Below are 24,030 nucleotides of genomic sequence, written 5' to 3'. Positions count from 1 at the left end.
GCTTATAGTCTTGTTGACACTCTTTTTACCATTTGCGGTTTCCAAATAGAAAAATCACCGGCAATAATATGTTTACGTGCTTCTCCTACCAACCATAAATAAAATGCCAAGTTATGGATAGATGCAATCTGCATAGCTAAGAGTTCTTGGGCATGGAATAAATGACGTAAATATGCTTTGCTATAAAGCGTATCTACCACTGAAGCACCATCAACTTCAATAGGAGAGAAGTCCATTTCCCATTTCTTATTACGCATATTTATAATGCCATCTTTAGTAAAAAGCATACCATTCCGTCCATTACGAGTTGGCATCACACAATCAAACATATCAACACCGCGTTCGATGCCTTCCAAAATGTTAACAGGTGTACCGACCCCCATCAAATAACGAGGTTTATCTTGAGGTAGTATTTCATTAACAACTTCAATCATTTCATACATTTTATCGACAGGTTCACCTACAGCCAAACCACCAATGGCGTTCCCATCCGCTTCTTTTGAAGCTACAAATTCAGCAGATTGTTTACGAAGATCCGTATAGACGCATCCTTGAACAATTGGAAAAAGAGATTGCTGATAGCCATATTTGGGTTCAGTTTCATTGAAACGCTTAATACATCTATCCAGCCATCGGTGTGTCAGTCCTAATGACTTTTTGGCATAGTCATAATCTGAATCTCCAGGCGGGCATTCATCAAAAGCCATCATAATGTCAGCTCCGATGGTACGTTCGATATCCATCACTTTTTCCGGAGTAAATATATGTTTGCTTCCATCGATATGTGAACGAAATTCAGCCCCTTCTTCCCTCAGTTTACGTATTCCAGCCAAAGAAAAGACTTGAAAGCCACCACTATCAGTCAACATCGGACGATCAAATCCATTAAATTTATGCAACCCTCCGGCTTTTTCAATAACATCCAGACCTGGACGAAGATATAAATGATATGTATTACCAAGTATGATCTGAGCCTCAATATCCTCTTTCAATTCAGTAAGATGTACCCCCTTTACAGTTCCAAGTGTTCCTACCGGCATAAAAATCGGTGTCTGTATCTGCCCGTGGCCTGTAAAGATCAGACCGGCACGGGCATTACTTTTAGCATCTGTATATTGTAAATCGAATGTCATTCCTGGCTATTTTTCTTTACGGATAAATCTATTGCATCGGCTACTTTTTCATCTGTCAGAGCGATAGCAAATACTTCTTTCACATCAGACACATAATGAAATGTCAATCCTTTTAAATAAATATCCTGAATTTCATCTATATTCTTTTTATTTTCTACACTCAAAATGATTTCCTTGATACCAGCTCGTTTAGCCGCCAATATCTTTTCTTTAATTCCACCGACTGGTAGTACTTTTCCACGTAATGTAATCTCACCAGTCATGGCAAGATTTGCCTTCACTTTTCGTTGTGTCAAAGCAGAAGCTAAAGAAGTCGCCATAGTAATTCCAGCAGAAGGGCCATCTTTCGGAATAGCACCTTCGGGTACATGAACATGAATATTCCAGTTATCAAAGATTTCTTCATCCAATTTTAATAACGAAACATGTGCTTTAATATACTCAAGCGCCAACATGGCAGATTCTTTCATTACATCACCCAAGTTACCTGTCAGAGTCAATCGACCACCTTTCCCACGGCTCAAGCTAGTTTCGACAAATAAAATTTCACCTCCAACTGCAGTCCATGCCAATCCTGTAACAACTCCGGCATATTCATTTCCCTGATATTTATCACGGGTATATTCCGGGGCACCCAAGAAGTCATAAAGATCGGTAGGCTTGATCTCTGTTTTTAAGAAATAACCATCCGTAGCATATTGACGCGCAGATTTACGAAGTATTTTATCTATTTTCTTTTCCAGTTCACGTACTCCGCTTTCACGAGTATACGATTCGATTATAGCTTCTATTGTCTCTTTTGGAATCTTAATATCGGTCTTCTTCATACCGTTTGCTTCCAGTTCTTTAGGAACTAAATGTTTACGGGCTATTTCTATTTTTTCTTCAGTAATGTATCCACTAACTTCAATTAGCTCCATACGATCCAATAATGGTTCTGGAATCGTATTAAGATTATTGGCCGTAGCAATGAACATTATTTTAGAAAGATCATAATCAACATCCAAGAAATTATCATGAAATGTTGTATTCTGTTCGGGATCAAGAACTTCTAGAAGAGCAGACGAAGGATCTCCCTGACGATCAGCACTAACTTTATCAATCTCATCCAGTATAAATACCGGATTAGAAGAGCCAGCTTTAATCAAACTCTTGATAATACGTCCGGGCATTGCACCAATGTAAGTTTTACGATGTCCACGTATTTCCGCTTCATCGTGAACGCCACCTAAAGACATACGCATATATTTTCTTTTCAAAGCGGCTGCTATCGATTTCCCTAAAGAAGTTTTACCCACCCCGGGGGGGCCGTACAAACATATAATCGGAGATTTCATATCGCCTTTCAGCTTCAACACCGCCAAATGTTCCAAAATGCGCTCTTTAACCTTCTCTAGACCATAATGATCTTTATTCAATGTCTTTTCTGCGCTTTTTAAATTCAGATTATCTGTGGTGTAAACTCCCCATGGCAAACTCAACATAGTTTGCAGATAGTTCAACTGAACGCTATAGTCAGGAGATTGCGGATGGGTACGCTCTAATTTAGCCAATTCTTTAAGGAAAAGTTCCTGTACTTCTTCTCCCCATTTCATTTTTAATGATTTATTGCGCATCTCCTCTATTTCCTGCTCCTGGCCGCCACCACCTAATTCATCCTGAATGGTTTTTATCTGTTGTTGCAAAAAATATTCCCGCTGTTGTTGATCGATATCTTCTCGAGCCCGCATTTGAATGGATGCTTTTATTTCCGCAAGTTGAACCTCCCTATTAAGAATCTCAAGTAAACGATAAGCACGTTCCCTCAAAGAATCAAAACGCAACAATTCTATTTTTTCATCCTTCTTCAATGGAATATTAGTACACATAAAATCAACAAGAAACATATGGTTGTTGATGTTCTTGATTGCAAATGCAGAATCTTGATGCAGAGAGTCGGATGATTTTATAAAACGTATTGTTAAATCTTTGCAAGATTCAACTAATGCTTGAAACTCTTTATCATCTTTAGCAGGAATATCTTCGTTTTTCACCTCTACTTCTCCCTTTAAATAAGGGGAAGTTTCTATGATATTCTTTAATTCAATACGTTTAAATCCCTGAAGAATAACTGTGGTGGTCTGATCCGGCATCTCCAATACACGTACTATTTTCGCAATTGTACCTATTGTATGCAAATCTTCAAATGTCGGTTCGTCCGTCTGCGCTATTTTTTGGCAGACAACAGCGATATTCTTCTTTTTCTTTTCAGCTTCCCGAATTAATTTTAGAGATGATTTTCTTCCTACTGATACCGGCATGAACACTCCCGGAAATAGTACCATATTACGAAGAGGTAGAACTGGAAGAATATCTCCTGATTGGGTCTTTACTTCTAGCATCTCTTCATCATTTCCTTCAAAATCAGTAATCAGAGAGAATGCGTTATCATCAGAATCTTCCATTAAATATTTTTCTTTCATCATTTCATTTAAATTAGTTTATGTCATTGCAGATGGGCATAAATTGTTTGCAAAGTTAATTGATTATTCATTAAAAATGAAGCCCATGTTCAATAAAAACACAAAAACAATGCCAAATATTAGTTTTTAAAAAAGGCAGTCTCATAATTATTATTTATTTTTGGCAATTCTTACAAGAAATAAATAGAAATGTCAAATCCATTCTTTCAATTTAAGAAGTTTACAGTATGGCATGATAAATGTGCCATGAAAGTAGGTACAGATGGAGTCTTGTTAGGCGCGTGGACTAATATCGATAGGGCAGATAGAATTCTTGATGTCGGCACTGGTACTGGTTTAGTAGCACTGATGCTCGCACAGCGCAGCGATGCATTTATTGTTGCATTAGAAATAGATCCAAATGCCGCTAAACAAGCTACAGAGAATATAGAACAATCTCCATGGAAAGACAGAATGCAAGTCATAGAAGGTGATTTCAAAGAATATAAGCCCTCCGTACATTTTGATGTTATTGTTTCTAATCCACCTTATTTTACCGATTCTCTAAAATGCCCGGATTCTCAGCGTAAAACAGCCAGACACAATGATAATTTCACTTATATTGATTTGTTAAAAGGCGTATCTGAAATGCTTTCGGAAAATGGAAGATTTACAGTTATTATACCATCGGACATTGTAAATAAAGTAAAGGAAACAGCTAATAACTTTTCTCTTTATCCATCTCAACAATTGAATATAATTACTACTCCCGGACAAGCTCCTAAAAGGAATTTGCTTACCTTTACTTTTGAAAGACAAGAATGCCAAACAGAGGAATTACTGATTGAATTGTCTCGGCATAAATACAGCAATGAATACATTAAACTGACTAAAGATTATTATTTAAATATGTAAAAAGAGAAAGCAGCTACATAAAAATATGTAACTGCTTTCTCTTTTCGTCGGGGTAGCGGGATTCGAACCCACGACCCCCTGCTCCCAAAGCAGGTGCGCTAACCGGACTGCGCTACACCCCGAGAACTTTTCACTAAAACGACCTTTTTTCCTTTAGTTGTCGGGGTAGCGGGATTCGAACCCACGACCCCCTGCTCCCAAAGCAGGTGCGCTAACCGGACTGCGCTACACCCCGAAGATGGAGGCGTTCTATCGAAAAGCGGTGCAAAGATAGGGAGTATTTTCAAATTAGCAATACTAAAGCCTAATATTTTTGCTATTAATTTATTAAACATTTGACCTTCATTTGTTTATGATTTATCATTTGTTATTAAGAAAAAACTAAGAGTTTTCATACTAAGGATTGAACTAAAACCGGGTGCCAAATGTAATATTCATAATAATATAGAAAATAGACCTATGCTTACACATTTTCTAAACTTTTTGGCCACTATAATAAGCGTAATCAGCCTTCTCATTGTTACATATGGGGCACTGATCGCTTTTATTTCTTTTCTAATTAATGAACTTATGAGGTTCAATGGTAAATATTCCCCAATAAATATCCGTAAACTACGAGCCACATTCGGAACTTATTTGCTGCTTGGTTTGGAATTCCTCATTGCTTCTGATATTCTAAAAACAGTACTCGAACCAACCCTTAATGAACTTGCTATTCTTGGGGGTGTAGTTGTGTTACGTACAGTCCTTTCGGTTTTCTTAAACAAAGAAATAAAAGAGTTGGAAGTAGAAAGCAAGGCATCGAATGAACCATAAAGAAACATTTCTGTTACACAATCAATACTAACCTAAACTGAAAGATATGGATACGAAGAAAAAGAATGCCTCTAAAAAGAGAAAAGAACAATTAAAGCTAGAGAGTAAAAACCCGGAAGTATTGCCCGGACAGCAAATCGCTGTTTATAGTAAAGTAACCAAAAAGGAAGTTCAAAAAGTAGTTGAAGAGTTGAACCCGGATCTAGAGAGTTTAGGATCAAGAGGCTAAAATTTGAATTCCTATATAATGAAAACCTACCATTTCCTCTGTTATGATAACCGAGAATGGTAGGCTTTCTTTAATTGACCGTTTCTTTGGAAACAGCCCTTGTCTTTTAAAGGATTTCCAATTCCTTAAAGCATTTCAATAATTTCTCTACAGCGATATCAATCTGTTCTTTAGTATGCGTAGCCATTAACGCAACACGCACCAGCGTATCTTGTGGGGCACAAGCTGGTGGAATAACCGGATTAATAAAAACTCCTTCATCAAAAGCCAACTTAGTGACCATGAAAGTTTTTTCCGTATCACGAACATATAGAGGAATAATAGGAGATTCAGTTGCACCTATTTCAAATCCCGCATCACGGAAACGCTTCAGAGCATAATTTGTAGCTTCCCAAAGGGCAGCCAGTCTTTCCGGTTCTTCTTGAATGATGTGAAGAGCCTTCAGAGCAGAAGCCGTAGCTGCCGGAGTATTGGATGCACTGAAAATATAAGTACGAGCCGTATGACGCAACCAATTAATGATTGATTCATCAGCAGCAATAAATCCCCCAATAGATGCCAATGACTTACTAAAAGTACCCATAATTAAGTCTACTTCATCAGTCAAGCCAAAATGATCGCAAACTCCACGTCCTTGCTTTCCAAAAACACCTAATCCGTGAGCTTCATCCACCATAATGGTTGCATTATATTTATGTTTTAGACGGACAATCTCAGGCAAATTCGCCAAATCACCTTCCATAGAAAACACACCGTCCACTATAATTAATTTCACCGATTCAGGATTACATTTCTGAAGTTGCTTTTCCAGATCGGCCATATCATTATGCTTGTATTTAAGATTCTGAGAGAATGACAAACGACGCCCGTCCACTATCGAAGCATGATCGCGATCATCACAAATAATATAATCATTACGATCCGTCAGACAAGCTATAACTCCAGAGTTAACAGTAAAACCAGTCGAAAAACAAAGGGCATCTTCCTTACCTACAAAAGCTGCTAGTTCCTTTTCCAATTTCACATGCAAGTCAAGCGTACCGTTCAAAAAACGTGAGCCGGCACAACCTGAACCGTATTTTTTCATAGCCTCAATTCCGGCCTCAATAACTCTTTCATCTCCAGTAAGACCCGTGTATGCATTTGAACCGAACATCAACACTTTGTGTCCGCCCATGTTGACTTCTGTACCCTGTTTTCCTTCGATTTCACGAAAATAAGGGTATACGCCCATTGCCATATATTGCTGTGGCAAGTCGTATTTAGCTAACTTCTCTTGTAATAATCCCATGAATTGTTGTTTAATATTCACTTGTTTAGTTGCTGGCTGAACAGCAGCCTAAAATCTTTTTCCTTAATAACTGTTTAAAACAGGGTGCAAAGATAACAAAAATTGCTTTTGGATGTTCTTTTTAAATGAAAAAAACTACTCTTTCCGCTTTTGACTTGGTAGAAAGAATTAAAATTAAGAATTTTATATTACTTTTGTCGACCACAATCGATAAGAATTAGCATGAACGAAAAGATGAAGAAAATAACATTCATTGTCAATCCAATTTCAGGTACACAGGGAAAAGAACTGATTCTTAATCTATTAAACGAAAAGATAGATAAGGAAAAATATATTTGGAATGTGGTAAATACTGAAAGAGCCGGTCATGCAATAGAAATAGCCGCACAAGCAGCCCGAGAAAATGTAGACATTGTAGTTGCAATTGGTGGAGACGGCACTATTAATGAAATAGGGCGTTCTCTCGTACATACGAAAACCGCACTCGGAATTATCCCTTGTGGCTCAGGAAATGGACTTGCCAGACATCTGCACATTCCCATGGAACCTAAAAAAGCATTGGAAATAATCAATGATGGAGTCATGGATTCCATTGATTATGGCAAAATCAATGGAGTAGATTTCTTTTGTACCTGCGGAGTCGGTTTTGACGCTTTTGTGAGTCTGAAATTCGCTAATGCCGGCAAACGAGGCCCTTTGACTTACCTTGAAAAAACATTGCAAGAAAGTCTTACTTATCAGCCGGAGACCTATGAACTTGAGACGGAGGATGGTATTTGTAAATACAAAGCGTTCCTTATTGCTTGTGGAAACGCCTCACAATATGGAAACAATGCGTATATCGCACCGCAAGCCACTCTCAATGACGGTCTTTTGGATGTCACAATTCTAGAACCGTTTACTGTACTTGATGTACCGGCACTCGCTTTTCAGTTATTTAATAAAACACTCGACCAAAATAGCCGCATAAAAACCTTCCGCTGTAGAAAGCTACGTATTCACCGTGACAACCCGGGAGTCGTACATTTTGACGGCGATCCGATGCAAGCCGACGAGGACATAAACATCGAAATCATACAAAGAGGATTATATGTGGTCGTCCCAAGAAATACGGTAGAGAGCAATAATGTACTTCAGAAAGCGCAAGAATACGTCAATGGCATTAAAATGATCAATGAAGCAATCGTAGACAATATCACTCACAAAAATCAGAAAATTATTAAGAAATTGACTCGGAAGGATTAATAAATTGTGTACTTTTGCAGGCTACTTAAACAAAGATTATTATAAAATACGAAATATATGTTTAGAACACACACTTGTGGAGAACTGAGACTCTCCGATGTAAATAAGCAAGTCACGCTGGCGGGTTGGGTACAGCGCAGCCGTAAAATGGGAGGTATGACTTTTATTGACCTTCGCGACCGTTACGGAATCACCCAATTGGTGTTTAATGAAGAAGTAAACGCAGAACTGTGCGAACAGGCTAACAAATTGGGACGTGAATTTGTAATACAAATCAAAGGTACCGTAAATGAACGTTTCAATAAAAATGCCAATATTCCTACCGGAGATATCGAAATCATTGTATCGGAACTGAATATTCTTAATACATCTGCAACTCCTCCTTTTACAATTGAAGATAATACAGATGGAGGTGATGATATTCGAATGAAATACCGTTACCTTGACTTACGTCGGAATGCAGTTCGTTCCAACCTTGAACTACGCCATAAAATGACCATCGAAGTACGCAAATATTTGGATCAGTTGGGATTTCTTGAAGTAGAAACTCCTATATTGATCGGATCTACACCGGAAGGTGCGCGTGACTTTGTAGTTCCTTCACGCATGAATCCGGGACAGTTTTATGCATTGCCGCAGTCACCTCAGACCTTGAAACAATTGCTGATGGTTTCCGGCTTCGACCGTTATTTCCAGATTGCAAAATGTTTCCGCGATGAAGATTTACGTGCGGATCGTCAACCGGAATTTACACAGATCGACTGTGAAATGAGCTTCGTTGAACAAGACGACATAATTAACACATTCGAAGGTATGGCTAAGCATCTATTTAAAACAATGCGCGGTATCGAATTGACGGAACCCTTCCAACGCATGACGTGGGCAGATGCCATGAAATATTATGGTAGTGATAAACCTGACTTACGTTTCGGTATGCCATTTGTCGAACTGATGGACGTAATGAAAGGACACGGTTTCTCCGTATTCGATAACGCTACATACATTGGTGGCATTTGTGCCGAAGGTGCTGCAACTTATACCCGCAAGCAATTGGATGCCTTGACCGAGTTTGTAAAGAAACCACAGATTGGTGCCAAGGGTATGGTTTATGCCCGTATCGAGGCTGACGGAACCGTAAAATCAAGCGTAGACAAATTCTATAGCCAGGAAGTTCTGCAACAGATGAAAGAAGCATTTGGAGCTAAACCAGGTGATTTGATCTTGATACTGAGTGGCGATGATGTTATGAAAACCCGTAAGCAGTTGAATGAACTCCGTTTGGAGGTGGGTTCTCAACTTGGGTTGCGCGATAAAAATAAGTTTGCCTGCCTGTGGGTGGTAGATTTCCCAATGTTTGAATGGAGTGAAGAAGAAGGTCGACTGATGGCCATGCACCATCCGTTCACTCATCCGAAAAACGAAGACATACCTTTACTGGACACCGATCCGGCAGCAGTACGTGCCGATGCTTACGATATGGTAATCAATGGTGTGGAAGTTGGTGGCGGTTCCATCCGTATCCATGACTCCCAGTTACAAGCCAGAATGTTCGAAATTTTGGGCTTTACCCCCGAAAAGGCACAAGAACAATTCGGATTCCTAATGAATGCATTCAAGTTCGGTGCACCTCCACACGGTGGTCTTGCATATGGCTTAGATCGTTGGGTCTCTCTCTTTGCCGGACTGGATTCAATTCGCGACTGTATCGCATTCCCCAAAAACAATTCTGGTCGTGACGTAATGCTGGATGCTCCGGCAGCACTTGATCCATCCCAATTAGACGAATTGAATCTGGTAGTTGATATCAAGGAGTAAGTGAAGGAGTCGGTACGCATCTTTCGTTTTGCCCTAATAGGTACGCTTAATGCGTTGATTACTGCTTTCGTCATTTGGTTGATGATGGACGAAATGTCATATGATTATATTCCAGCGAATATAACTGCGTACGTTGTGGCTCAGATTCATAATTTCATTTGGAGCAAATATTGGATATTTCCCACTGAAAACAAAAAGAACAACATCTGGCAGCAGATGTTGTTCTTCAGTATAGCTTTCGGAATAGCTTACAGTGCCCAGTTCCTGTTCCTTATATTGTTAGTGGAAGCTTGGAATGTAAATGAGTACCTGGCACAATTCTTCGGTCTATTCATATACGGATCGGTCAATTTCATTACCAATAAGAAACTCACTTTCCGTTAATCCCCAATTCCATCGGACGGAAGGAGATAATTCTCCATTCCTTCTTTTTATTCCTCAACCGGAGGAATTTCAGATATACTTCCATAACGATGATATTCAAATGAAATACTTTGTTCCTTGATATAATGGATCAGTTCTATCCGCCCATCCTTAACAGGCGGTACTGTTGCAATGTATTTGTCAATTGCTGCGGCTTCTTTATATATTTCCATCGGAATATCCGGTCCGCAGGTACGGACACGTTCATAGTTTTTCATCGAACGTATAAATTCATTCTGCGTCTCCTTTCGAAGCTGACAACCGGTCGAAGATAATTCTGCAGTACGGTCATTATCCGGTGCAAAACTAATAGTCAAGGGAGTACGACAAATTTTTGCCGCATAGGCAATCATTTTGGCACTCTCAATGCTGTCACCTGGAAATAAACGGAGTACCATATTTTTCAAAGGTAGATATCGGAAAACATTTTGTTCACCGTAGAGGTTATTAACATCACGTGCATGTGCAAATTCCATCTCATAAGCTTGGCGGTAACTCTGTTTATAATCTGTTTTACTGTCCGGTTTATCCGTGATATTTACAAAACAAGTGCAATAGTTGGGACCTCCTGCCTTTATACCTCCCCCAAAAGCAGAAAGTTTCATACCACCAAAAGGTTGGCGATTGACAATAGCCCCTGTAATTCCACGATTGATGTATAAGTTACCAGCCAAAACCGAATTTTTCCAAAGTTTCTGCTCATTTTCATCAAGACTTTGCAAACCGGAAGTCAACCCGTAATCAAGACTATTCACCAAGTCAATCCCATGTTGCAGGTCGTCTATGCAGGCTACACTCAGCATCGGACCAAACAATTCTGTCCCGAATGAATAGTTTCTCGGTTTGACACCCCATTTTACGGTAGGAGCAAGGATATACCTTTTTTCATCGATAAAACGAGGCGGCACCAACCACGATTCACCCGGTTCGAGTTCCAACGCCTTCAGCAATTTATCATTTTGGTTGGTAATCATCGGTCCGACTATATTCCCAGCTTCCCATACACTGCCCACTTTCAGACTTGTTGCAGCATCTTTCAGCTTATCTTGGAAATTCTTATCCTCGTACACCGAACGTTCTACCAAAAGCAATGAACATGCAGAACATTTCTGTCCAGCATTTCCGAAGGCGGAAGCCACGATATTCATAATCGCATGATCCCTGTCACCCGACGCAGTCAGTATGATTACATTTTTACCACCTGTCTCTGCTGATAGAGGAGTGGCGGGATTGCTGCGTGCAATGTTTTGGGCCGTATCAGTTCCTCCTGTCAATATTATATGTTTGATAGCAGGGGCGGTTGTCAATACTTTTAAAGCTTCGCGGTCAGTAATGAGTACCTGCAGGGTCTCTTTAGGAACACCTGCATCCCAGAATGCCTTGGCAAACATCCAAGCAACAGGTGCAGCAACTGTTGCCGGTTTCAGAATAACGGTATTCCCTCCTGCAAGTGCCGCCACAATGCCTCCAATGGGAATGGCGCACGGGAAGTTCCAGGGAGAGATAACTAATACGGTTCCCTTCGGAGAAATATCCACGTCAGCCAAATCCATAAATTTTTTCATTTCAGTAGTATAAAAGCGTGCATAATCAATGCCCTCCGAAACCTCAACATCTCCTTCTACAACAGTCTTACCCGTGACAGCACACATGCAACCGATCAGATCACCACGCATTTCTGCCAATCGATTGGCTGCTTCATACATGATGCGATGGCGTTCTTCCAAAGTCGTGCCTTGCCATCCAGCAGGATCTTTTTCCGCAATATCTATAATTCGGTTGACCTGCTCGGTGTTCGCCTGAGACATTTCACAAACACAGACCTCGTCATTTTGACAACGATCCATATATCGGTGACGTCTATCGCAAACCACAGTTTCATTGCCGATCTGCAATGGAATAATCTCCGGATGATCTGGAAGCGACTTTTTCCAACGGGTAAATATCCGTCTTACCCATTCTTGATTCGGCAACAGATCAAAATCAGTGTCAGGCTCATTCCGCATGGCATCTGCAGGTGGCAAGGGTATGTAAGCCTCCAGTCGATTTTGTACCCGGGTAGGAGTGTGATCCAAAGAATCTTTCAGACGGTAAGCATCTTCAAACTGTTTTTGGAGGAACCGCCAAGTGTCCGTATCCGGTTTCAAATTAAATGAGTGAGTCAAGAAGTTGTCCGGTGCCGTATTTTCATCCATCCGACGCACCAAATAGGAGACAGCGTTCAAGAAATGCTCATCTTTAACCACCGGAGCATATAAAATGACCTGATTACCCAACTGAGATTGCGCGCGCCAAACATGGTCTGCCATACCTTCCAACATTTCAAAAGTCATAAATTCTGAACTTCCCAGTTTCTGACTCAGCAGGTAGGCGTAAGCAATGGTAAATAAATTATGAGAGGCTACTCCCAAATGTAACGCTTTGGCATTTTCAGGCAATAAAGCGCGTTCCAACAGATGCAGGTAGTTGGCATCGACATCTGTTTTACTCGGTCGAATCGGATTCGGCCAACCACGTAAAGATGAGATGACTGTCTCCATTTCCAAGTTGCAACCTTTCACTATGCGCATCTTCAGAGGAGCGCCTCCTTCGGCAAAACGTCCTTTGGCAAACTCGAGCAATTCCGTTTGTAAGTCGTAAGCATCCGGCAAATAAGCCTGTACGACAATACCGGCTGAATAATTCTTAAACTCCGGTCTACTGAGTACGGTTTTAAAAAGACGCATCGTGAAATGTGCATCTTTATATTCTTCCATATCCAAATTGACAAACTTGGCATGTTTCACACCATGCTCATCTACATACGGGAAGTCGATAGCTTTCTGATAAAGCGCAGACATGCGTTTTACCAATTCCGGAAAACTTTCCTCATAATTCAATGCATGTGTCTGGGCATATATTCCGGAGATTTTTACCGAGATATAGTTTATATCCGGTGCTTCCAGAGCTTCCAAATAATGATTATAACGGTGATCGGCTTCTCCGTTGCCTAAAACAACTTCCCCTAAGAGATTTACATTTTGCCCGATATGCTGTCTAGCCCGGGTAGCCAGATGCTCAGTCAGCTTAGGGCGCGCTTCGTCCAAAATCACTTTGGAGGTATCCATACGCAAACGCTTCTTAATAATGGGGATGGCAATAAAATCGAAATGGTATCCGAAAAGCTGGTATATTTTGAAAAGGAAAGCATCGCGTTGATTCAAGAATTCAGGTATCCCGTAACGGTCGATCAACGTCTTAATACGTGCGGCCAGTTTCTTACGATCGCGAATTTGAGAGGATTCATCCAACATTTTCACCAGGAATTTTTTATCCTGAGGACGTTGGACCATAACAGCATACTTGTGCTGTTCTTTGCGTTCTTCATTGGTGATGGTTTGCTCACATGCGTTATACAGCTTCAGTACCCATTCTTGTACTTCTGCTATGGTAGGTCTATTGTCCATAATCTACTTCTGTTTAGCGGGTAAATGACTTAAGATTAAAAAAACATTCGCCAATCTAAGAGTTCATTTAAATTTTACTCAGCCTTATTTTGAGGAAAGGAAAGTTAAACGGGCTCTACGAACAGAAGATAAAGGTGGGACTGAACATAACGGCACGATACCGGTGCAAGGTCTGGAGAGCTTGCTGTGAAAACCGGTCAAAAGGAAGTTTTCTGCCCATAAATCTATTTACTTTGAAAGTGTAACCGAATAGATGCAAATATACTCTAATTCTTTTATTTTCAAAGTAAATAGTGGGAATTTATTTCATTTCGAAGTTTAATCCAAAAAACGCTTTGTCAGTCCTTCATATTCGTCGATCCTTCGATCCCGCAGGAATGGCCACCAACGGCGCACATTCTCCGACCGTTCCATATCGATTTCAACAACTATATTTTCCGGATATTCATTACTTGCCTGTGCCAAGAACTCTCCTTGCGGCCCCACCACGAAACTGTTGCCCCAGAAAAGGATTCCGTTTGTCTGCATCGACGGATCGGGTTCATAACCGACACGGTTGACGGAGATCACAGGAAGTCCGTTAGCTACGGCATGGCCGCGCTGAGAGATAATCCATGCGTTCAACTGCCTTGCTTTTTCCTCTTCGGTATCCGAACTTTCCCAACCGATAGCTGTCGGATAAATCAATATTTCGGCTCCTTTTAATGCCATCAGACGTGCTGCTTCCGGATACCATTGATCCCAACAAACAAGAACCCCCAGTTTTCCTAGGGAAGTCTGAACCGGTTCAAAACCGATATCACCGGGCGTAAAATAGAATTTTTCATAATAAGCCGGATCATCGGGGATATGCATTTTGCGATATTTCCCGGCAATGCTTCCGTCACGGTCGAAGACGACAGCCGTATTGTGATATAATCCCGGAGCGCGCTTCTCAAAAAGGGAAGTCACCAGCACAACCTGATTCGCAGCTGCTAATTCCGAATAGAATCCGGTAGAAGGACCGGGAATCGGTTCCGCCAGGTCAAAAAGCTCCGTACTTTCCGTTTGGCAGAAATACAAGGAATTATGCAGTTCTTGCAAAACAATAAGTTGTGCGCCTTGGGCAGCGCATGTCTCTATGCTTTTTGCCAGATTCATCAGATTCGTCTTGACATCTTCCGTATTGGCCTGTTGTATCAGACCGGCTTTTATTGTTCTCATTATTATATATACAGTTAAAAGTGATTGAAACGATTCATAAAACTACCGGATCACACCCGCAGGATATTGCATAGTCACGCAATGCAGAGATCCGTGTTGCCTAATCAATGCACGGCAGTCGATACCTATTATTTCGTAACGGGGGAATGCCTCCTGCAATACCTTTCCTGCATAGCGGTCCTTCACCGGCTGATTGTAAGTAGGATAAAGTACTGCATCGTTCAGAATCAAAAAATTAGCATATGTTGCGGGCAAACGTTCTCCATCTGTTATAATTTCATCCGCCATTGGCAAAGCTAACAGACGATAGGGCTGCCCTTTTAATGTACGGAAAGTCTTGAGTTGTTCCTCCATAGCTTGAAGTGCTTCGTAATGTTCATCTCCTATATCCCTACATTGCACATAAACGATGGTATCATCCGGACATAGCCGCGCCAACGTATCGATATGACTGTCCGTGTCGTCTCCTGCCAAATAGCCGTGATCCAGCCAAAGCACTTGCTGAAGTCTGAAGACCCGTTTCAAGTAGTCTTCTATTTCCGCTTTGTTCATTTGCCCGTTCCGGTTGGGCGAAAGCAAACATTCGGTAGTTGTCAGCAACGTACCCATCCCGTCACTTTCAATGGAGCCACCCTCAAGCACAAATCCCAAACGGTTCACGTATTCACCTTGAATGGCACCTTGCTCCACGGCACAGCGAGTAATTTGGTTGTCTTTATCAGAAGCAAATTTCAATCCCCAGCCGTTAAATGTAAAATCGAGAAGGAGAGGGGTTGCTTCGTCAAGCATCGTAATAGCCCCGTGATCGCGTGCCCAGGTATCATTGGTTTCGCACATAAGAAAACGGACATTGTCCATGTTTACGGTAGACATAATTTGTCGTTCCACCGCATCCGGATCGGGTGAAACGATTAGCAGTTTCTGCCTTCGGGCGATTTCGCGGGCTATATCTAAAAAGCATGCCTGCACTTCTTCCAACATATAATTCCAATCGGTAGCGGCATGAGGCCATGTAAGTTGTATGCCACTCTGCGGATACCATTCGGCAGGTAAAAAAGATGATCCGGTAATTGTTCCCATTCGTTTATTCACAATTAAAGCCTTTATAATATAATATATTCAAAACAGCCGGATTACTCTTTCGGTTTCCGGTCGAAAAAAGGATTTTTTGAAGAAGCACTCACAGGGATGGCATATACTTGTCCGCACCCTTCCAGCCAGTTAAGCCGTTGCGCAGCCAACCCGGCAGAGAACATAACGCGGGTATCCACCCGCAAGTCTGCCGCCATCGCACAAGCAGAGCCAATGGCAATCCCGACATCCGTACAATTGATGGCACAAGGCACTCCCGCGGGACGTGCCGTACATGTGGCATATCCACAATGCCCGCAATTCAACCCTTGGGCTTGTTCACGGGTTCCTATCAGTATCACACATTCAGCCTGAAGAATGTTGGCCGCATCGCGCAGGAAGAATTTCATTCCATGCTCGTCGACCATTGCAATCATCTTATTCGAAAGAGTTTTGAGATGCTCGCCCTCGATCAGGACGATTTCAATAATATCTATTCCCTTTCCTTTAGGAGCAGTACGGGCGGCTGTCATCATTTGTTTTGCCACTTCGATTGCATGCTCATGGCGAATATTCCGTTCATTCAGTATCATGATTCTTACACTTATTTAAAACCAAGGAACAAAGATAAAAACATTCCCGGGGTTATCATATTAAAATAGTATCAATTTTGCATACTACCCGACTATACACCTCTTGAAAAAGTAGAGTTTGCCTCATTCATAATAATGCAGACTGGTACACAATAACGAGGCGGATATCGTTACATGCAGACATATCCCATGTTTAGTTATAAGCTTCACTATTTATCTCACCGGGATCCGTTGTTAAACATGGGGGTGTTTCACTGTCAAACATGGGGATGTTTAACAGTAATACATGGGGGTGTTTCGCAGTGAAACATCCCCATGTTTGACATAGTATCTTTAAACCTTTACACCAGAAGGTTTATAACTTATGACATGAAAGGTTTAAACCTATACTATAGATGTCATGTTTAAGACAGTTGATGGCGAATTTAAAGCTATGTGCAATGTAACAGTAAATGATCCATCTGGAATCAATTCACCAATAACAAGTGGGGTTGAAGTCTTTGTTAACAGAAATACGATCACAATTAGTGGAGTAGAAAAAGATGTCCCGGTATTTATCTATTCAATGTCAGGTGTACTCATTTCGACAATAACCCCGAGTTAAGATATACTCGAACCTCCGGTGCTTCCGTGGAAACATCGGAGGTTTATATTTTATAAGTCCTCTTATATCTTAAAATCACTATTTTCCCTGTCGATCGTATCGAAACTGCTCCATTTTAATTAACTTTGCCGAAAGATAGATTTACGTAATAAAATGCTGCAAATTGACAACGCATGCATCGCTTTCGGGGAAGAAGTATTATTCTCCGGATTCTGTATGCAATTAAACAAAGGTGAAACAGCCTGTATATCAGGTGAATCGGGACGAGGGAAAAGTTCTCTCCTTAATGCAATTATGGGGTTTGTCCCCCTTAAGGAAGGGACGATCACTGTAAGTGGCCTGCAACTAAACAAAAATACGATTGATACTATCCGAAAACAAATAGCTTGGATCCCTCAGGAACTTGCCTTACCTACCGAATGGGTGAAGGATATGGTACGATTACCTTTTGAACTAAAGGCTAACAGATCCGTTTCATTTTCGGAAGTAAAACTTTTCGGATGTTTCGAGACATTGGGATTAGACAAAGAATTATATAACAAGCGAGTAGTAGAAGTGTCCGGTGGGCAACGGCAACGTATTATGATTGCGGTAGCGGCTCTATTAAAAAAGCCATTGATCATCGTCGATGAACCGACATCCGCACTGGATTCAGGTTCAACAGATAAAGTGCTTTCATTTTTTCGCCATCAAGCAGAAACAGGGACTGCTGTATTGGCTGTCTCACACGATAAAGTCTTTGCCCACGGTTGTAACCAACTGATAGAGTTGTAAAATGATCACATAATAATAATGAATTGTAAATAAACATATGGGGACAATCGATATATCCTATTTCAGTCTGTTAACAGGATTGCTACTATTAGCAATACCAGTATTTTATCTTTGGAAATTCAAAACCGGATTGGTAAAAGCAACCCTCATAGGTACAGCCCGTATGATTGTACAACTTTTCCTTATTGGAATGTATCTGAAATATTTATTCCTGTGGAATAATCCATGGATCAACTTCTTATGGGTGATAGTAATGATATTCGTAGCTGGACAAACCGCTTTGGTGCGTACCGGTTTAAAACGGCAAATCCTGCTGATTCCTATCAGTACAGGTTTTCTATGCAGCGTTGTACTTGTCGGCATGTATTTCATCGGTATAGTGTTGCGACTGGACAATGTATTCAGTGCGCAATATTTCATTCCTATTTTCGGTATCCTTATGGGAAATATGCTTTCAAGTAATGTAATTGCCCTGAACACTTACTATAGCGGATTGAAGCGGGAAGAACAACTCTATCGCTATCTTTTGGGAAACGGAGCTACCCGTCAGGAAGCACAAGCGCCATTTATAAAACAGGCTATCATAAAATCTTTCAGCCCGTTAATTGCCAATATTGCCGTTATGGGCCTAGTAGCCCTTCCCGGCACAATGATTGGGCAAATATTAGGTGGCAGTAGTCCGAACGTGGCAATCAAATACCAAATGATGATTATGGTTATCACCTTCACGGCCTCCATGCTTTCCTTGATGATCACCATTTCACTAGCATCCCGCAAATCGTTCGATTCGTACGGCAAGCTCCTGCAAGTTATGGTCGAAAAGAAAGAGAAAAAATGATAGAGCAGATTTTAGATTTGGTCAGTAGACTACCATCTCCCGGATTTTTTATTACGTCAGAGGTAACACGAGAAGGAGATTCATTACCTTTAGGAATAGAAATCTTTATTCAAGAAAAGTTAGAACAAATTCGCCAAGGATCAGCTGTGCGGAAATTTGCCTACCAAGAGAAAGAATGGAGAATTATTTTCACTTTCTTTCCTACAGATAGGGTAGTGGATGAAAGATATGCCCTGAAAAATAAAGTTGCCCTCAGAATAAGGAAGAATATCCGACAGTAGAGCCAACACACTATCTTAATGATAACTATATACCCATTTTGCAATCCGGAGTATACAAACATATCTAAAAAGAGCGCAAATTCCCTCCCATTTTACTTTCTTTTTAATATTTCGCATAAAATCTTTCTTTATAAGAAACCGAATCGCTATATTTGCTTCGAACTTATATTTAGTACGAATGAAAATACTTTCAATCCACGATCTTGAAAAGATCAGAAAGAGTGCTGAAACAGCACTCCTTCTACGTGAAGAGAGCAACGAGAAAGTAGCTGAACAAAGCTGTGGCTTAGCTCTTGGTTCACAACATTTACAGATTTTGATCTGCGGTGGTACAGGATGTAAAGCATCATCAAGCCATGACATCGCAGACAATCTGAACAGACTCCTCGAAGAAAATGGGATAGCAGACAAAGTAGAGGTTATCACCACCGGATGCTTTGGCTTCTGCGAAAAAGGTCCTATCGTAAAAATCATCCCCGATAACACTTTCTATATACAAGTGACTCCGGAAGATGCCGAAGAGATAGTGAAAGTACACATTATAGGAGGGAAAAGAATCGAACGATTGCTTTACATCGACCCAAAAAGCGAGAAAGAGGTCAGCGATTCAAAGCACATGGATTTCTACCGGAAACAAATGCGCATTGCACTACGTAATTGCGGATTCATTGATCCTGAAAATATAGAAGAATACATAGCAAGAAACGGATACTCGGCTTTAGCGGACTATCTGTTAAACCATACTCCGGCAGATGTCATTGACGTGATAAAACGTGCCGGTTTGCGTGGACGAGGGGGCGGTGGTTTCCCTACCGGCTTGAAGTGGGAGTTGGCAAGTAAACAAAAGTCCGATATAAAATATGTAGTTTGTAATGCGGATGAAGGTGACCCCGGAGCATTTATGGATCGTTCTATCATGGAAGGTGACCCTCACTCTATTATAGAAGCTATGGCTTTATGCGGATATTCCATCGGAGCGTCAAAAGGATTGGTGTATATACGTGCAGAATACCCTTTGGCAATACACCGACTGAAAACAGCCATCGCCCAAGCCCGAGAGTACGGTTTGCTAGGTGGTCATATCTTAGGCACTGACTTTAGTTTTGATATTGAGATAAGATATGGCGCAGGAGCGTTTGTGTGCGGTGAAGAGACCGCGCTAATCCATTCAATGGAAGGAAAGAGGGGAGAACCCACTTTAAAACCACCGTTCCCTGCCGAAGCCGGTTATCAGGGCAAGCCTACCAATGTAAACAATGTGGAAACATTGGCCAATGTACCTATTATATTGACGAAAGGTGCGGAATGGTTCTCTGCCATCGGAACCGAACGTTCTAAAGGAACAAAAGTTTTCGCCTTGGCTGGAAAAATCAATAATGTAGGATTAATCGAGGTTCCTATGGGAACTACGTTACGTGAGGTTATCTACGAAATTGGCGGAGGCATTAAAGGAGGAAAGAAATTCAAAGCTGTACAAACCGGAGGACCTTCCGGAGGTTGCCTTACGGAAAAGCATCTTGATACACCCATTGACTTTGATAACCTGCTTGCAGTAGGTTCCATGATGGGATCAGGAGGTATGATTGTCATGGACGAGGACGACTGTATGGTTTCCGTGGCTCGTTTCTTCCTCGACTTTACAGTAGAAGAATCTTGTGGAAAATGTACACCTTGCCGTATTGGAAATAAGCGATTGCTAGAATTGTTGAACAAGATAACAGAAGGAAAAGCCACCGAAAAAGATCTGCAAACCCTACAAACATTAGGCAAGGTGATAAAAGATACAGCTCTTTGCGGACTCGGACAAACTTCTCCTAATCCGGTATTATCGACACTCGATAACTTCTATGACGAGTACGTGGAACATGTACATGACAAAACATGCCGCGCAAAACAGTGTAAATCACTATTGACCTATTATATTAATCCTGATCTATGCATAGGATGTCATTTGTGCGCAAAGAATTGTCCGGCAGATGCCATCACAGGCTTGCCACGTAAACCTCATACCATTCTTCCGGAAAAATGTATTAAATGTGGAATGTGTATGGCACGTTGTAAATTTAAAGCAATCTCTGTTTGTTAATCATCAAGACTATGGAAACAAAAAAAGTAACACTGCAAATAGATGGGCATTCAATCACAGTTCCTCAAGGTACAACCATACTGGAGGCTGCAACAGAAATAGGTATATCTATACCTACACTTTGCCACATTGATCTCAAAGGAACCTGTATAAAAAATAATCCTGCTTCCTGCCGAATCTGTGTAGTCGAAGTAGAAGGAAGAAAAAACTTAGCACCTTCGTGTGCTACTCGTTGCACAGAAGGGATGGTAGTTCGTACCAGTACTTTAAGAGTTATGAATGCCCGAAAAGTAGTAGCCGAACTCATTTTATCCGACCATCCGAACGACTGCCTTACTTGCCCGAAATCCGGTAATTGTGAATTACAGAATCTAGCACTACGCTTCAATGTACGCGAAATGCCATTTAATGGAGGAGAACTCTCGTTAAGAAAACGCGAAGTGACAACCTCTATCGTACGTAATATGGATAAATGTATCTTCTGTAGGCGCTGTGAAAGTGTATGTAATGATGTACAAACCGTTGGTGCCCTTGGAGCGGTAAGAAGAGGATTCAACACGACCATCGCACCTGCTTTTGATAAGAAAATGGGTGAAAGTGAATGTACTTATTGTGGGCAGTGTGTAGCGGTTTGTCCGGTTGGAGCCTTGACCGAACACGACCATACCAACCGTTTATTGGAAGATTTGGAAAATCCGGATAAAATAGTAATTGTGCAGACTGCCCCTGCTGTCAGAGTGGCTCTAGGGGAGGAATTCGGGATGCCGGCCGGAACATCTGTTACGGGAAAGATGGTTTATGCTTTACGCGAATTGGGATTTAATTATGTATTTGACACCGACTTCGCGGCTGATCTCACCATTATGGAAGAAGGAGCGGAAGTATTAGAAAGACTAACTCGTTTCCTTGATGGAGATAAAGAAGTTTGCCTCCCCATATTGACATCTTGCTGTCCGGCATGGGTAAACTTTTTTGAACATCATTTCCCGGATATGTTGAATATTCCTTCAACAGCCCGTTCTCCCCAACAGATGTTCGGTTCAATAGCTAAATCATACTGGGCTGAAAAAATGGGAATCCCTCGCGAAAAGTTAATTGTAGTATCTATCATGCCCTGTTTGGCTAAGAAGTACGAATGTGACCGGGATGAATTCAAAACAAACGGTAATCCTGATGTGGATTATTCTATCAGTACACGCGAGTTGGCAAGACTAATAAAACGTGCCAATATCGGTTTCCAATTGTTGCCGGACAGCGAGTTCGACCAACCTATGGGAGAATCAACAGGGGCGAGTGTTATATTCGGAACTACTGGTGGAGTAATGGAAGCTGCCTTACGATCTGTTTATGAAATCTACACCGGGCAGACTTTAGAGAATGTAAACTTCGAAAATGTCAGAGGTATGGACGGTGTACGCCGGGCAGTTATCAATCTGAATGGTTTTGAACTGAAAGTAGGCATCGCACATGGTTTGGGAAATGCCAGACATCTTCTAGAAGACATCCGGAATGGCAATAATGAATATCATGCTATTGAAATTATGGCTTGTCCCGGTGGATGTATCGGTGGAGGAGGACAACCACTTCATCATGGACAGACTGATATTTTATACGCACGCTCTAAAGCTTTATACGAAGAAGATGCAAATAAGCCCATACGCAAATCACATGAGAATCCCTATATTCAAAAATTGTATGAAGAATATCTAGGGAAACCTCTAAGCGAAAAAGCACATATGCTTTTGCATACTCATTATTTCAATAAGGCGATTGATTAACAAATTAAGGATAGAACTATGTCAGATATAAAATTAGCATGTATGGTAGCTGAAGAAGTAAAAGCTATCTGCGATAAACATGGAAACGATCCGGGAGAACTTATCAATATTCTCCACGAAGCACAACACCTTCAAGGTTATCTGCCTGAAGAGATGCAGCGTATTATTGCCCATAAACTTAATATTCCCGTATCGAAAGTTTACGGAGTTGTAACCTTCTATACTTTTTTTACGATGACTCCCAAAGGCAAACACCCTATCTCCGTATGTATGGGAACAGCTTGTTATGTAAGAGGATCCGAAAAATTACTGGAAGAGTTTAAACGTGTACTTGGTATTGAAGTAGGAGAAACAACACCTGACGGCAAATTTTCACTAGATTGTTTACGCTGTGTAGGAGCCTGCGGACTTGCACCGGTAGTCATGATTGGAGAGAAAGTATATGGCCGGCTTCAACCGGTTGATATAAAGAAAATACTGGATGAACTTGAATAAAGAATAAAATCTGATTAAAAAAGCAGAGAGCCGTATCCTATTGATTGAAAAACATCTAAGGATACGGCTCGCTTGTATATTTACCAATGCATCACAACCTTAAATTGACATGTACCGGGCTTGTTTTCTGTAAAAAAATCACTATAGGTTACATAAAAGGCCAGTGACCCTACACTGTAATCGTATGAAAAAGTTTCCGTCCATAAATTGTCACCATCAGCATAATGCATTATGTAGGGCAACGGAGTTTGCACAGGAGTATTTCCGTCATATTGTATCAAATAGACCATCACACTACCGTTATCAAAAATATTCTGATCCAGATACCGATCATCCACAATACATCTATAGAAAGAATTATCCCCGTTTACATCTCCTACTAATTGCCAATCTTTAGCATTAATTGTAATAGTATACACTTCCCAATTTTGATTATCCTCCCAACCCGGACGATTGTTCCAGTTTGAATCAGAATCGTTATCGCAAGCACTCAAGAGAGTAGCTAATAATAAAAATAATAAAATCTTTCTCATTCGTTATTAGTTAATATATT

The 24,030-nt window shown here is 41.0% G+C and carries 20 protein-coding genes and 2 tRNA genes; 12 read left to right on the top strand and 10 right to left on the bottom strand.

Annotation, left to right across the window (positions count from 1 at the left end; genetic code table 11):
- Window positions 1-2: 2 nt before the first annotated feature.
- Window positions 3-1,133, bottom strand: coding sequence for a tRNA guanosine(34) transglycosylase Tgt (gene tgt, locus H8744_RS14610; RefSeq protein WP_262435532.1), 1,131 nt, complete (start codon window positions 1,131-1,133; stop codon window positions 3-5).
- Complete coding sequence (gene lon / locus H8744_RS14605) at window positions 1,130-3,595, bottom strand: endopeptidase La (protein ID WP_305067509.1); 2,466 nt, start codon at window positions 3,593-3,595, stop codon at window positions 1,130-1,132. Before lon ends, tgt begins: the two co-directional genes overlap by 4 nt.
- 189 nt (window positions 3,596-3,784) lie before the next feature.
- Between lon and H8744_RS14600 the strand changes: the two genes are divergently transcribed.
- The gene (locus tag H8744_RS14600; RefSeq protein ID WP_262435530.1) at window positions 3,785-4,489 is read left to right on the top strand and encodes a tRNA1(Val) (adenine(37)-N6)-methyltransferase; all 705 of its coding nucleotides are present in this window, start codon (window positions 3,785-3,787) and stop codon (window positions 4,487-4,489) included.
- A gap of 47 nt (window positions 4,490-4,536) precedes the next feature.
- Here H8744_RS14600 and H8744_RS14595 read toward each other — a convergent pair.
- Together H8744_RS14595 and H8744_RS14590 are read right to left on the bottom strand one after the other, a co-directional pair.
- Window positions 4,537-4,611, bottom strand: a tRNA-Pro gene (locus tag H8744_RS14595).
- 38 nt (window positions 4,612-4,649) lie between these two features.
- Window positions 4,650-4,724 (bottom strand) — tRNA-Pro (locus H8744_RS14590).
- Window positions 4,725-4,948: 224 nt separating this feature from the next.
- Here H8744_RS14590 and H8744_RS14585 point away from each other — a divergent pair.
- On the top strand, window positions 4,949-5,305 hold the full coding sequence (locus H8744_RS14585) for a DUF1622 domain-containing protein (RefSeq protein WP_262435529.1): 357 nt from the start codon (window positions 4,949-4,951) through the stop codon (window positions 5,303-5,305).
- Window positions 5,306-5,351: 46 nt separating this feature from the next.
- Window positions 5,352-5,534: a hypothetical protein gene (locus tag H8744_RS14580; RefSeq protein WP_262435528.1), complete on the top strand. Its 183-nt coding sequence runs from the start codon at window positions 5,352-5,354 to the stop codon at window positions 5,532-5,534.
- A gap of 106 nt (window positions 5,535-5,640) precedes the next feature.
- On the opposite strand, the gene spt is transcribed toward H8744_RS14580, so the two are convergent.
- Window positions 5,641-6,825, bottom strand: a complete 1,185-nt coding sequence (spt, locus tag H8744_RS14575) for a serine palmitoyltransferase (protein ID WP_262435527.1) — start codon at window positions 6,823-6,825, stop codon at window positions 5,641-5,643.
- Between the two features lie 222 nt (window positions 6,826-7,047).
- On the opposite strand from spt, the gene H8744_RS14570 reads away from it, so the two are divergent.
- From H8744_RS14570 to H8744_RS14560, 3 genes are read left to right on the top strand one after another with little or no spacing between them, the layout of a single operon-like run.
- Window positions 7,048-8,070 carry a diacylglycerol/lipid kinase family protein gene (locus H8744_RS14570; protein WP_305067386.1) on the top strand — a complete coding sequence of 341 codons (1,023 nt, stop codon included), beginning with the start codon at window positions 7,048-7,050 and terminating at the stop codon, window positions 8,068-8,070.
- Between the two features lie 57 nt (window positions 8,071-8,127).
- On the top strand, window positions 8,128-9,885 hold the full coding sequence (gene aspS, locus H8744_RS14565; protein ID WP_262435525.1) for an aspartate--tRNA ligase: 1,758 nt from the start codon (window positions 8,128-8,130) through the stop codon (window positions 9,883-9,885).
- Window positions 9,886-10,269, top strand: coding sequence for a GtrA family protein (locus H8744_RS14560; RefSeq protein ID WP_262435524.1), 384 nt, complete (start codon window positions 9,886-9,888; stop codon window positions 10,267-10,269). It abuts the gene before it with no gap.
- Between the two features lie 47 nt (window positions 10,270-10,316).
- Here H8744_RS14560 and H8744_RS14555 read toward each other — a convergent pair whose 3' ends face one another.
- From H8744_RS14555 to H8744_RS14540, 4 genes are all read right to left on the bottom strand, one after another.
- On the bottom strand, window positions 10,317-13,754 hold the full coding sequence (locus H8744_RS14555) for a bifunctional proline dehydrogenase/L-glutamate gamma-semialdehyde dehydrogenase (RefSeq protein ID WP_262435523.1): 3,438 nt from the start codon (window positions 13,752-13,754) through the stop codon (window positions 10,317-10,319).
- A 318-nt stretch (window positions 13,755-14,072) separates the two neighbouring features.
- A complete protein-coding gene (locus tag H8744_RS14550; RefSeq protein WP_262435522.1) occupies window positions 14,073-14,957 on the bottom strand; it encodes a carbon-nitrogen hydrolase in 885 nt (294 codons plus the stop codon).
- 42 nt (window positions 14,958-14,999) lie between these two features.
- Complete coding sequence (locus tag H8744_RS14545; protein WP_305067508.1) at window positions 15,000-16,037, bottom strand: agmatine deiminase family protein; 1,038 nt, start codon at window positions 16,035-16,037, stop codon at window positions 15,000-15,002.
- A 53-nt stretch (window positions 16,038-16,090) separates the two neighbouring features.
- Complete coding sequence (locus tag H8744_RS14540; RefSeq protein ID WP_262435520.1) at window positions 16,091-16,621, bottom strand: ferredoxin domain-containing protein; 531 nt, start codon at window positions 16,619-16,621, stop codon at window positions 16,091-16,093.
- A gap of 757 nt (window positions 16,622-17,378) precedes the next feature.
- On the opposite strand from H8744_RS14540, the gene H8744_RS14535 reads away from it, so the two are divergent.
- The 6 genes from H8744_RS14535 (at window position 17,379) to nuoE (ending at window position 23,477) form a co-directional block, all read left to right on the top strand.
- Complete coding sequence (locus H8744_RS14535) at window positions 17,379-17,999, top strand: ABC transporter ATP-binding protein (RefSeq protein WP_262435519.1); 621 nt, start codon at window positions 17,379-17,381, stop codon at window positions 17,997-17,999.
- A gap of 37 nt (window positions 18,000-18,036) precedes the next feature.
- Window positions 18,037-18,837 carry an ABC transporter permease gene (locus H8744_RS14530; protein WP_262435518.1) on the top strand — a complete coding sequence of 267 codons (801 nt, stop codon included), beginning with the start codon at window positions 18,037-18,039 and terminating at the stop codon, window positions 18,835-18,837.
- Window positions 18,834-19,118 (top strand): hypothetical protein, encoded by a 285-nt coding sequence (locus tag H8744_RS14525; protein WP_262435517.1) that lies wholly within the window; start codon window positions 18,834-18,836, stop codon window positions 19,116-19,118. The genes H8744_RS14530 and H8744_RS14525 overlap by 4 nt, the downstream gene beginning before the upstream one ends.
- Before the next feature lie 178 nt (window positions 19,119-19,296).
- Entirely contained in the window at window positions 19,297-21,204 is a 1,908-nt protein-coding gene (locus tag H8744_RS14520; protein WP_262435516.1) for an NADH-quinone oxidoreductase subunit NuoF, read from the top strand.
- An 11-nt stretch (window positions 21,205-21,215) separates the two neighbouring features.
- A complete protein-coding gene (locus H8744_RS14515) occupies window positions 21,216-22,982 on the top strand; it encodes an NADH-dependent [FeFe] hydrogenase, group A6 (protein ID WP_262435515.1) in 1,767 nt (588 codons plus the stop codon).
- 18 nt (window positions 22,983-23,000) lie between these two features.
- Window positions 23,001-23,477, top strand: a complete 477-nt coding sequence (gene nuoE / locus H8744_RS14510) for an NADH-quinone oxidoreductase subunit NuoE (RefSeq protein WP_305067385.1) — start codon at window positions 23,001-23,003, stop codon at window positions 23,475-23,477.
- A gap of 80 nt (window positions 23,478-23,557) precedes the next feature.
- Here the strand turns inward: nuoE and H8744_RS14505 are convergent, their stop codons facing one another.
- Complete coding sequence (locus H8744_RS14505; RefSeq protein WP_262435513.1) at window positions 23,558-24,010, bottom strand: hypothetical protein; 453 nt, start codon at window positions 24,008-24,010, stop codon at window positions 23,558-23,560.
- Window positions 24,011-24,030 lie beyond the last annotated feature (20 nt).

Origin of the sequence: Jilunia laotingensis (assembly GCF_014385165.1) — a bacterium.
Classification (GTDB): domain Bacteria; phylum Bacteroidota; class Bacteroidia; order Bacteroidales; family Bacteroidaceae; genus Bacteroides; species Bacteroides laotingensis.
Note: the sequence above shows the minus strand (reverse complement) of the source record. Positions and strands in the feature narration are given on the sequence as shown.

Excerpts from the sequence above, each read along its gene's own strand:
- H8744_RS14520 (WP_262435516.1), top strand. The coding sequence starts at position 19,297 with ATGAAAATACTTTCAATCCACGATCTTGAAAAGATCAGAAAGAGTGCT.
- H8744_RS14540 (WP_262435520.1), bottom strand. The coding sequence starts at position 16,621 with ATGATACTGAATGAACGGAATATTCGCCATGAGCATGCAATCGAAGTG.
- H8744_RS14535 (WP_262435519.1), top strand. The coding sequence starts at position 17,379 with ATGCTGCAAATTGACAACGCATGCATCGCTTTCGGGGAAGAAGTATTA.
- nuoE (WP_305067385.1), top strand. The coding sequence starts at position 23,001 with ATGTCAGATATAAAATTAGCATGTATGGTAGCTGAAGAAGTAAAAGCT.
- H8744_RS14585 (WP_262435529.1), top strand. The coding sequence starts at position 4,949 with ATGCTTACACATTTTCTAAACTTTTTGGCCACTATAATAAGCGTAATC.
- H8744_RS14505 (WP_262435513.1), bottom strand. The coding sequence starts at position 24,010 with ATGAGAAAGATTTTATTATTTTTATTATTAGCTACTCTCTTGAGTGCT.
- spt (WP_262435527.1), bottom strand. The coding sequence starts at position 6,825 with ATGGGATTATTACAAGAGAAGTTAGCTAAATACGACTTGCCACAGCAA.
- H8744_RS14600 (WP_262435530.1), top strand. The coding sequence starts at position 3,785 with ATGTCAAATCCATTCTTTCAATTTAAGAAGTTTACAGTATGGCATGAT.
- H8744_RS14570 (WP_305067386.1), top strand. The coding sequence starts at position 7,048 with ATGAACGAAAAGATGAAGAAAATAACATTCATTGTCAATCCAATTTCA.
- lon (WP_305067509.1), bottom strand. The coding sequence starts at position 3,595 with ATGAAAGAAAAATATTTAATGGAAGATTCTGATGATAACGCATTCTCT.
- H8744_RS14550 (WP_262435522.1), bottom strand. The coding sequence starts at position 14,957 with ATGAGAACAATAAAAGCCGGTCTGATACAACAGGCCAATACGGAAGAT.
- H8744_RS14515 (WP_262435515.1), top strand. The coding sequence starts at position 21,216 with ATGGAAACAAAAAAAGTAACACTGCAAATAGATGGGCATTCAATCACA.
- H8744_RS14580 (WP_262435528.1), top strand. The coding sequence starts at position 5,352 with ATGGATACGAAGAAAAAGAATGCCTCTAAAAAGAGAAAAGAACAATTA.
- H8744_RS14525 (WP_262435517.1), top strand. The coding sequence starts at position 18,834 with ATGATAGAGCAGATTTTAGATTTGGTCAGTAGACTACCATCTCCCGGA.
- H8744_RS14555 (WP_262435523.1), bottom strand. The coding sequence starts at position 13,754 with ATGGACAATAGACCTACCATAGCAGAAGTACAAGAATGGGTACTGAAG.
- H8744_RS14545 (WP_305067508.1), bottom strand. The coding sequence starts at position 16,037 with ATGGGAACAATTACCGGATCATCTTTTTTACCTGCCGAATGGTATCCG.
- tgt (WP_262435532.1), bottom strand. The coding sequence starts at position 1,133 with ATGACATTCGATTTACAATATACAGATGCTAAAAGTAATGCCCGTGCC.
- H8744_RS14530 (WP_262435518.1), top strand. The coding sequence starts at position 18,037 with ATGGGGACAATCGATATATCCTATTTCAGTCTGTTAACAGGATTGCTA.
- aspS (WP_262435525.1), top strand. The coding sequence starts at position 8,128 with ATGTTTAGAACACACACTTGTGGAGAACTGAGACTCTCCGATGTAAAT.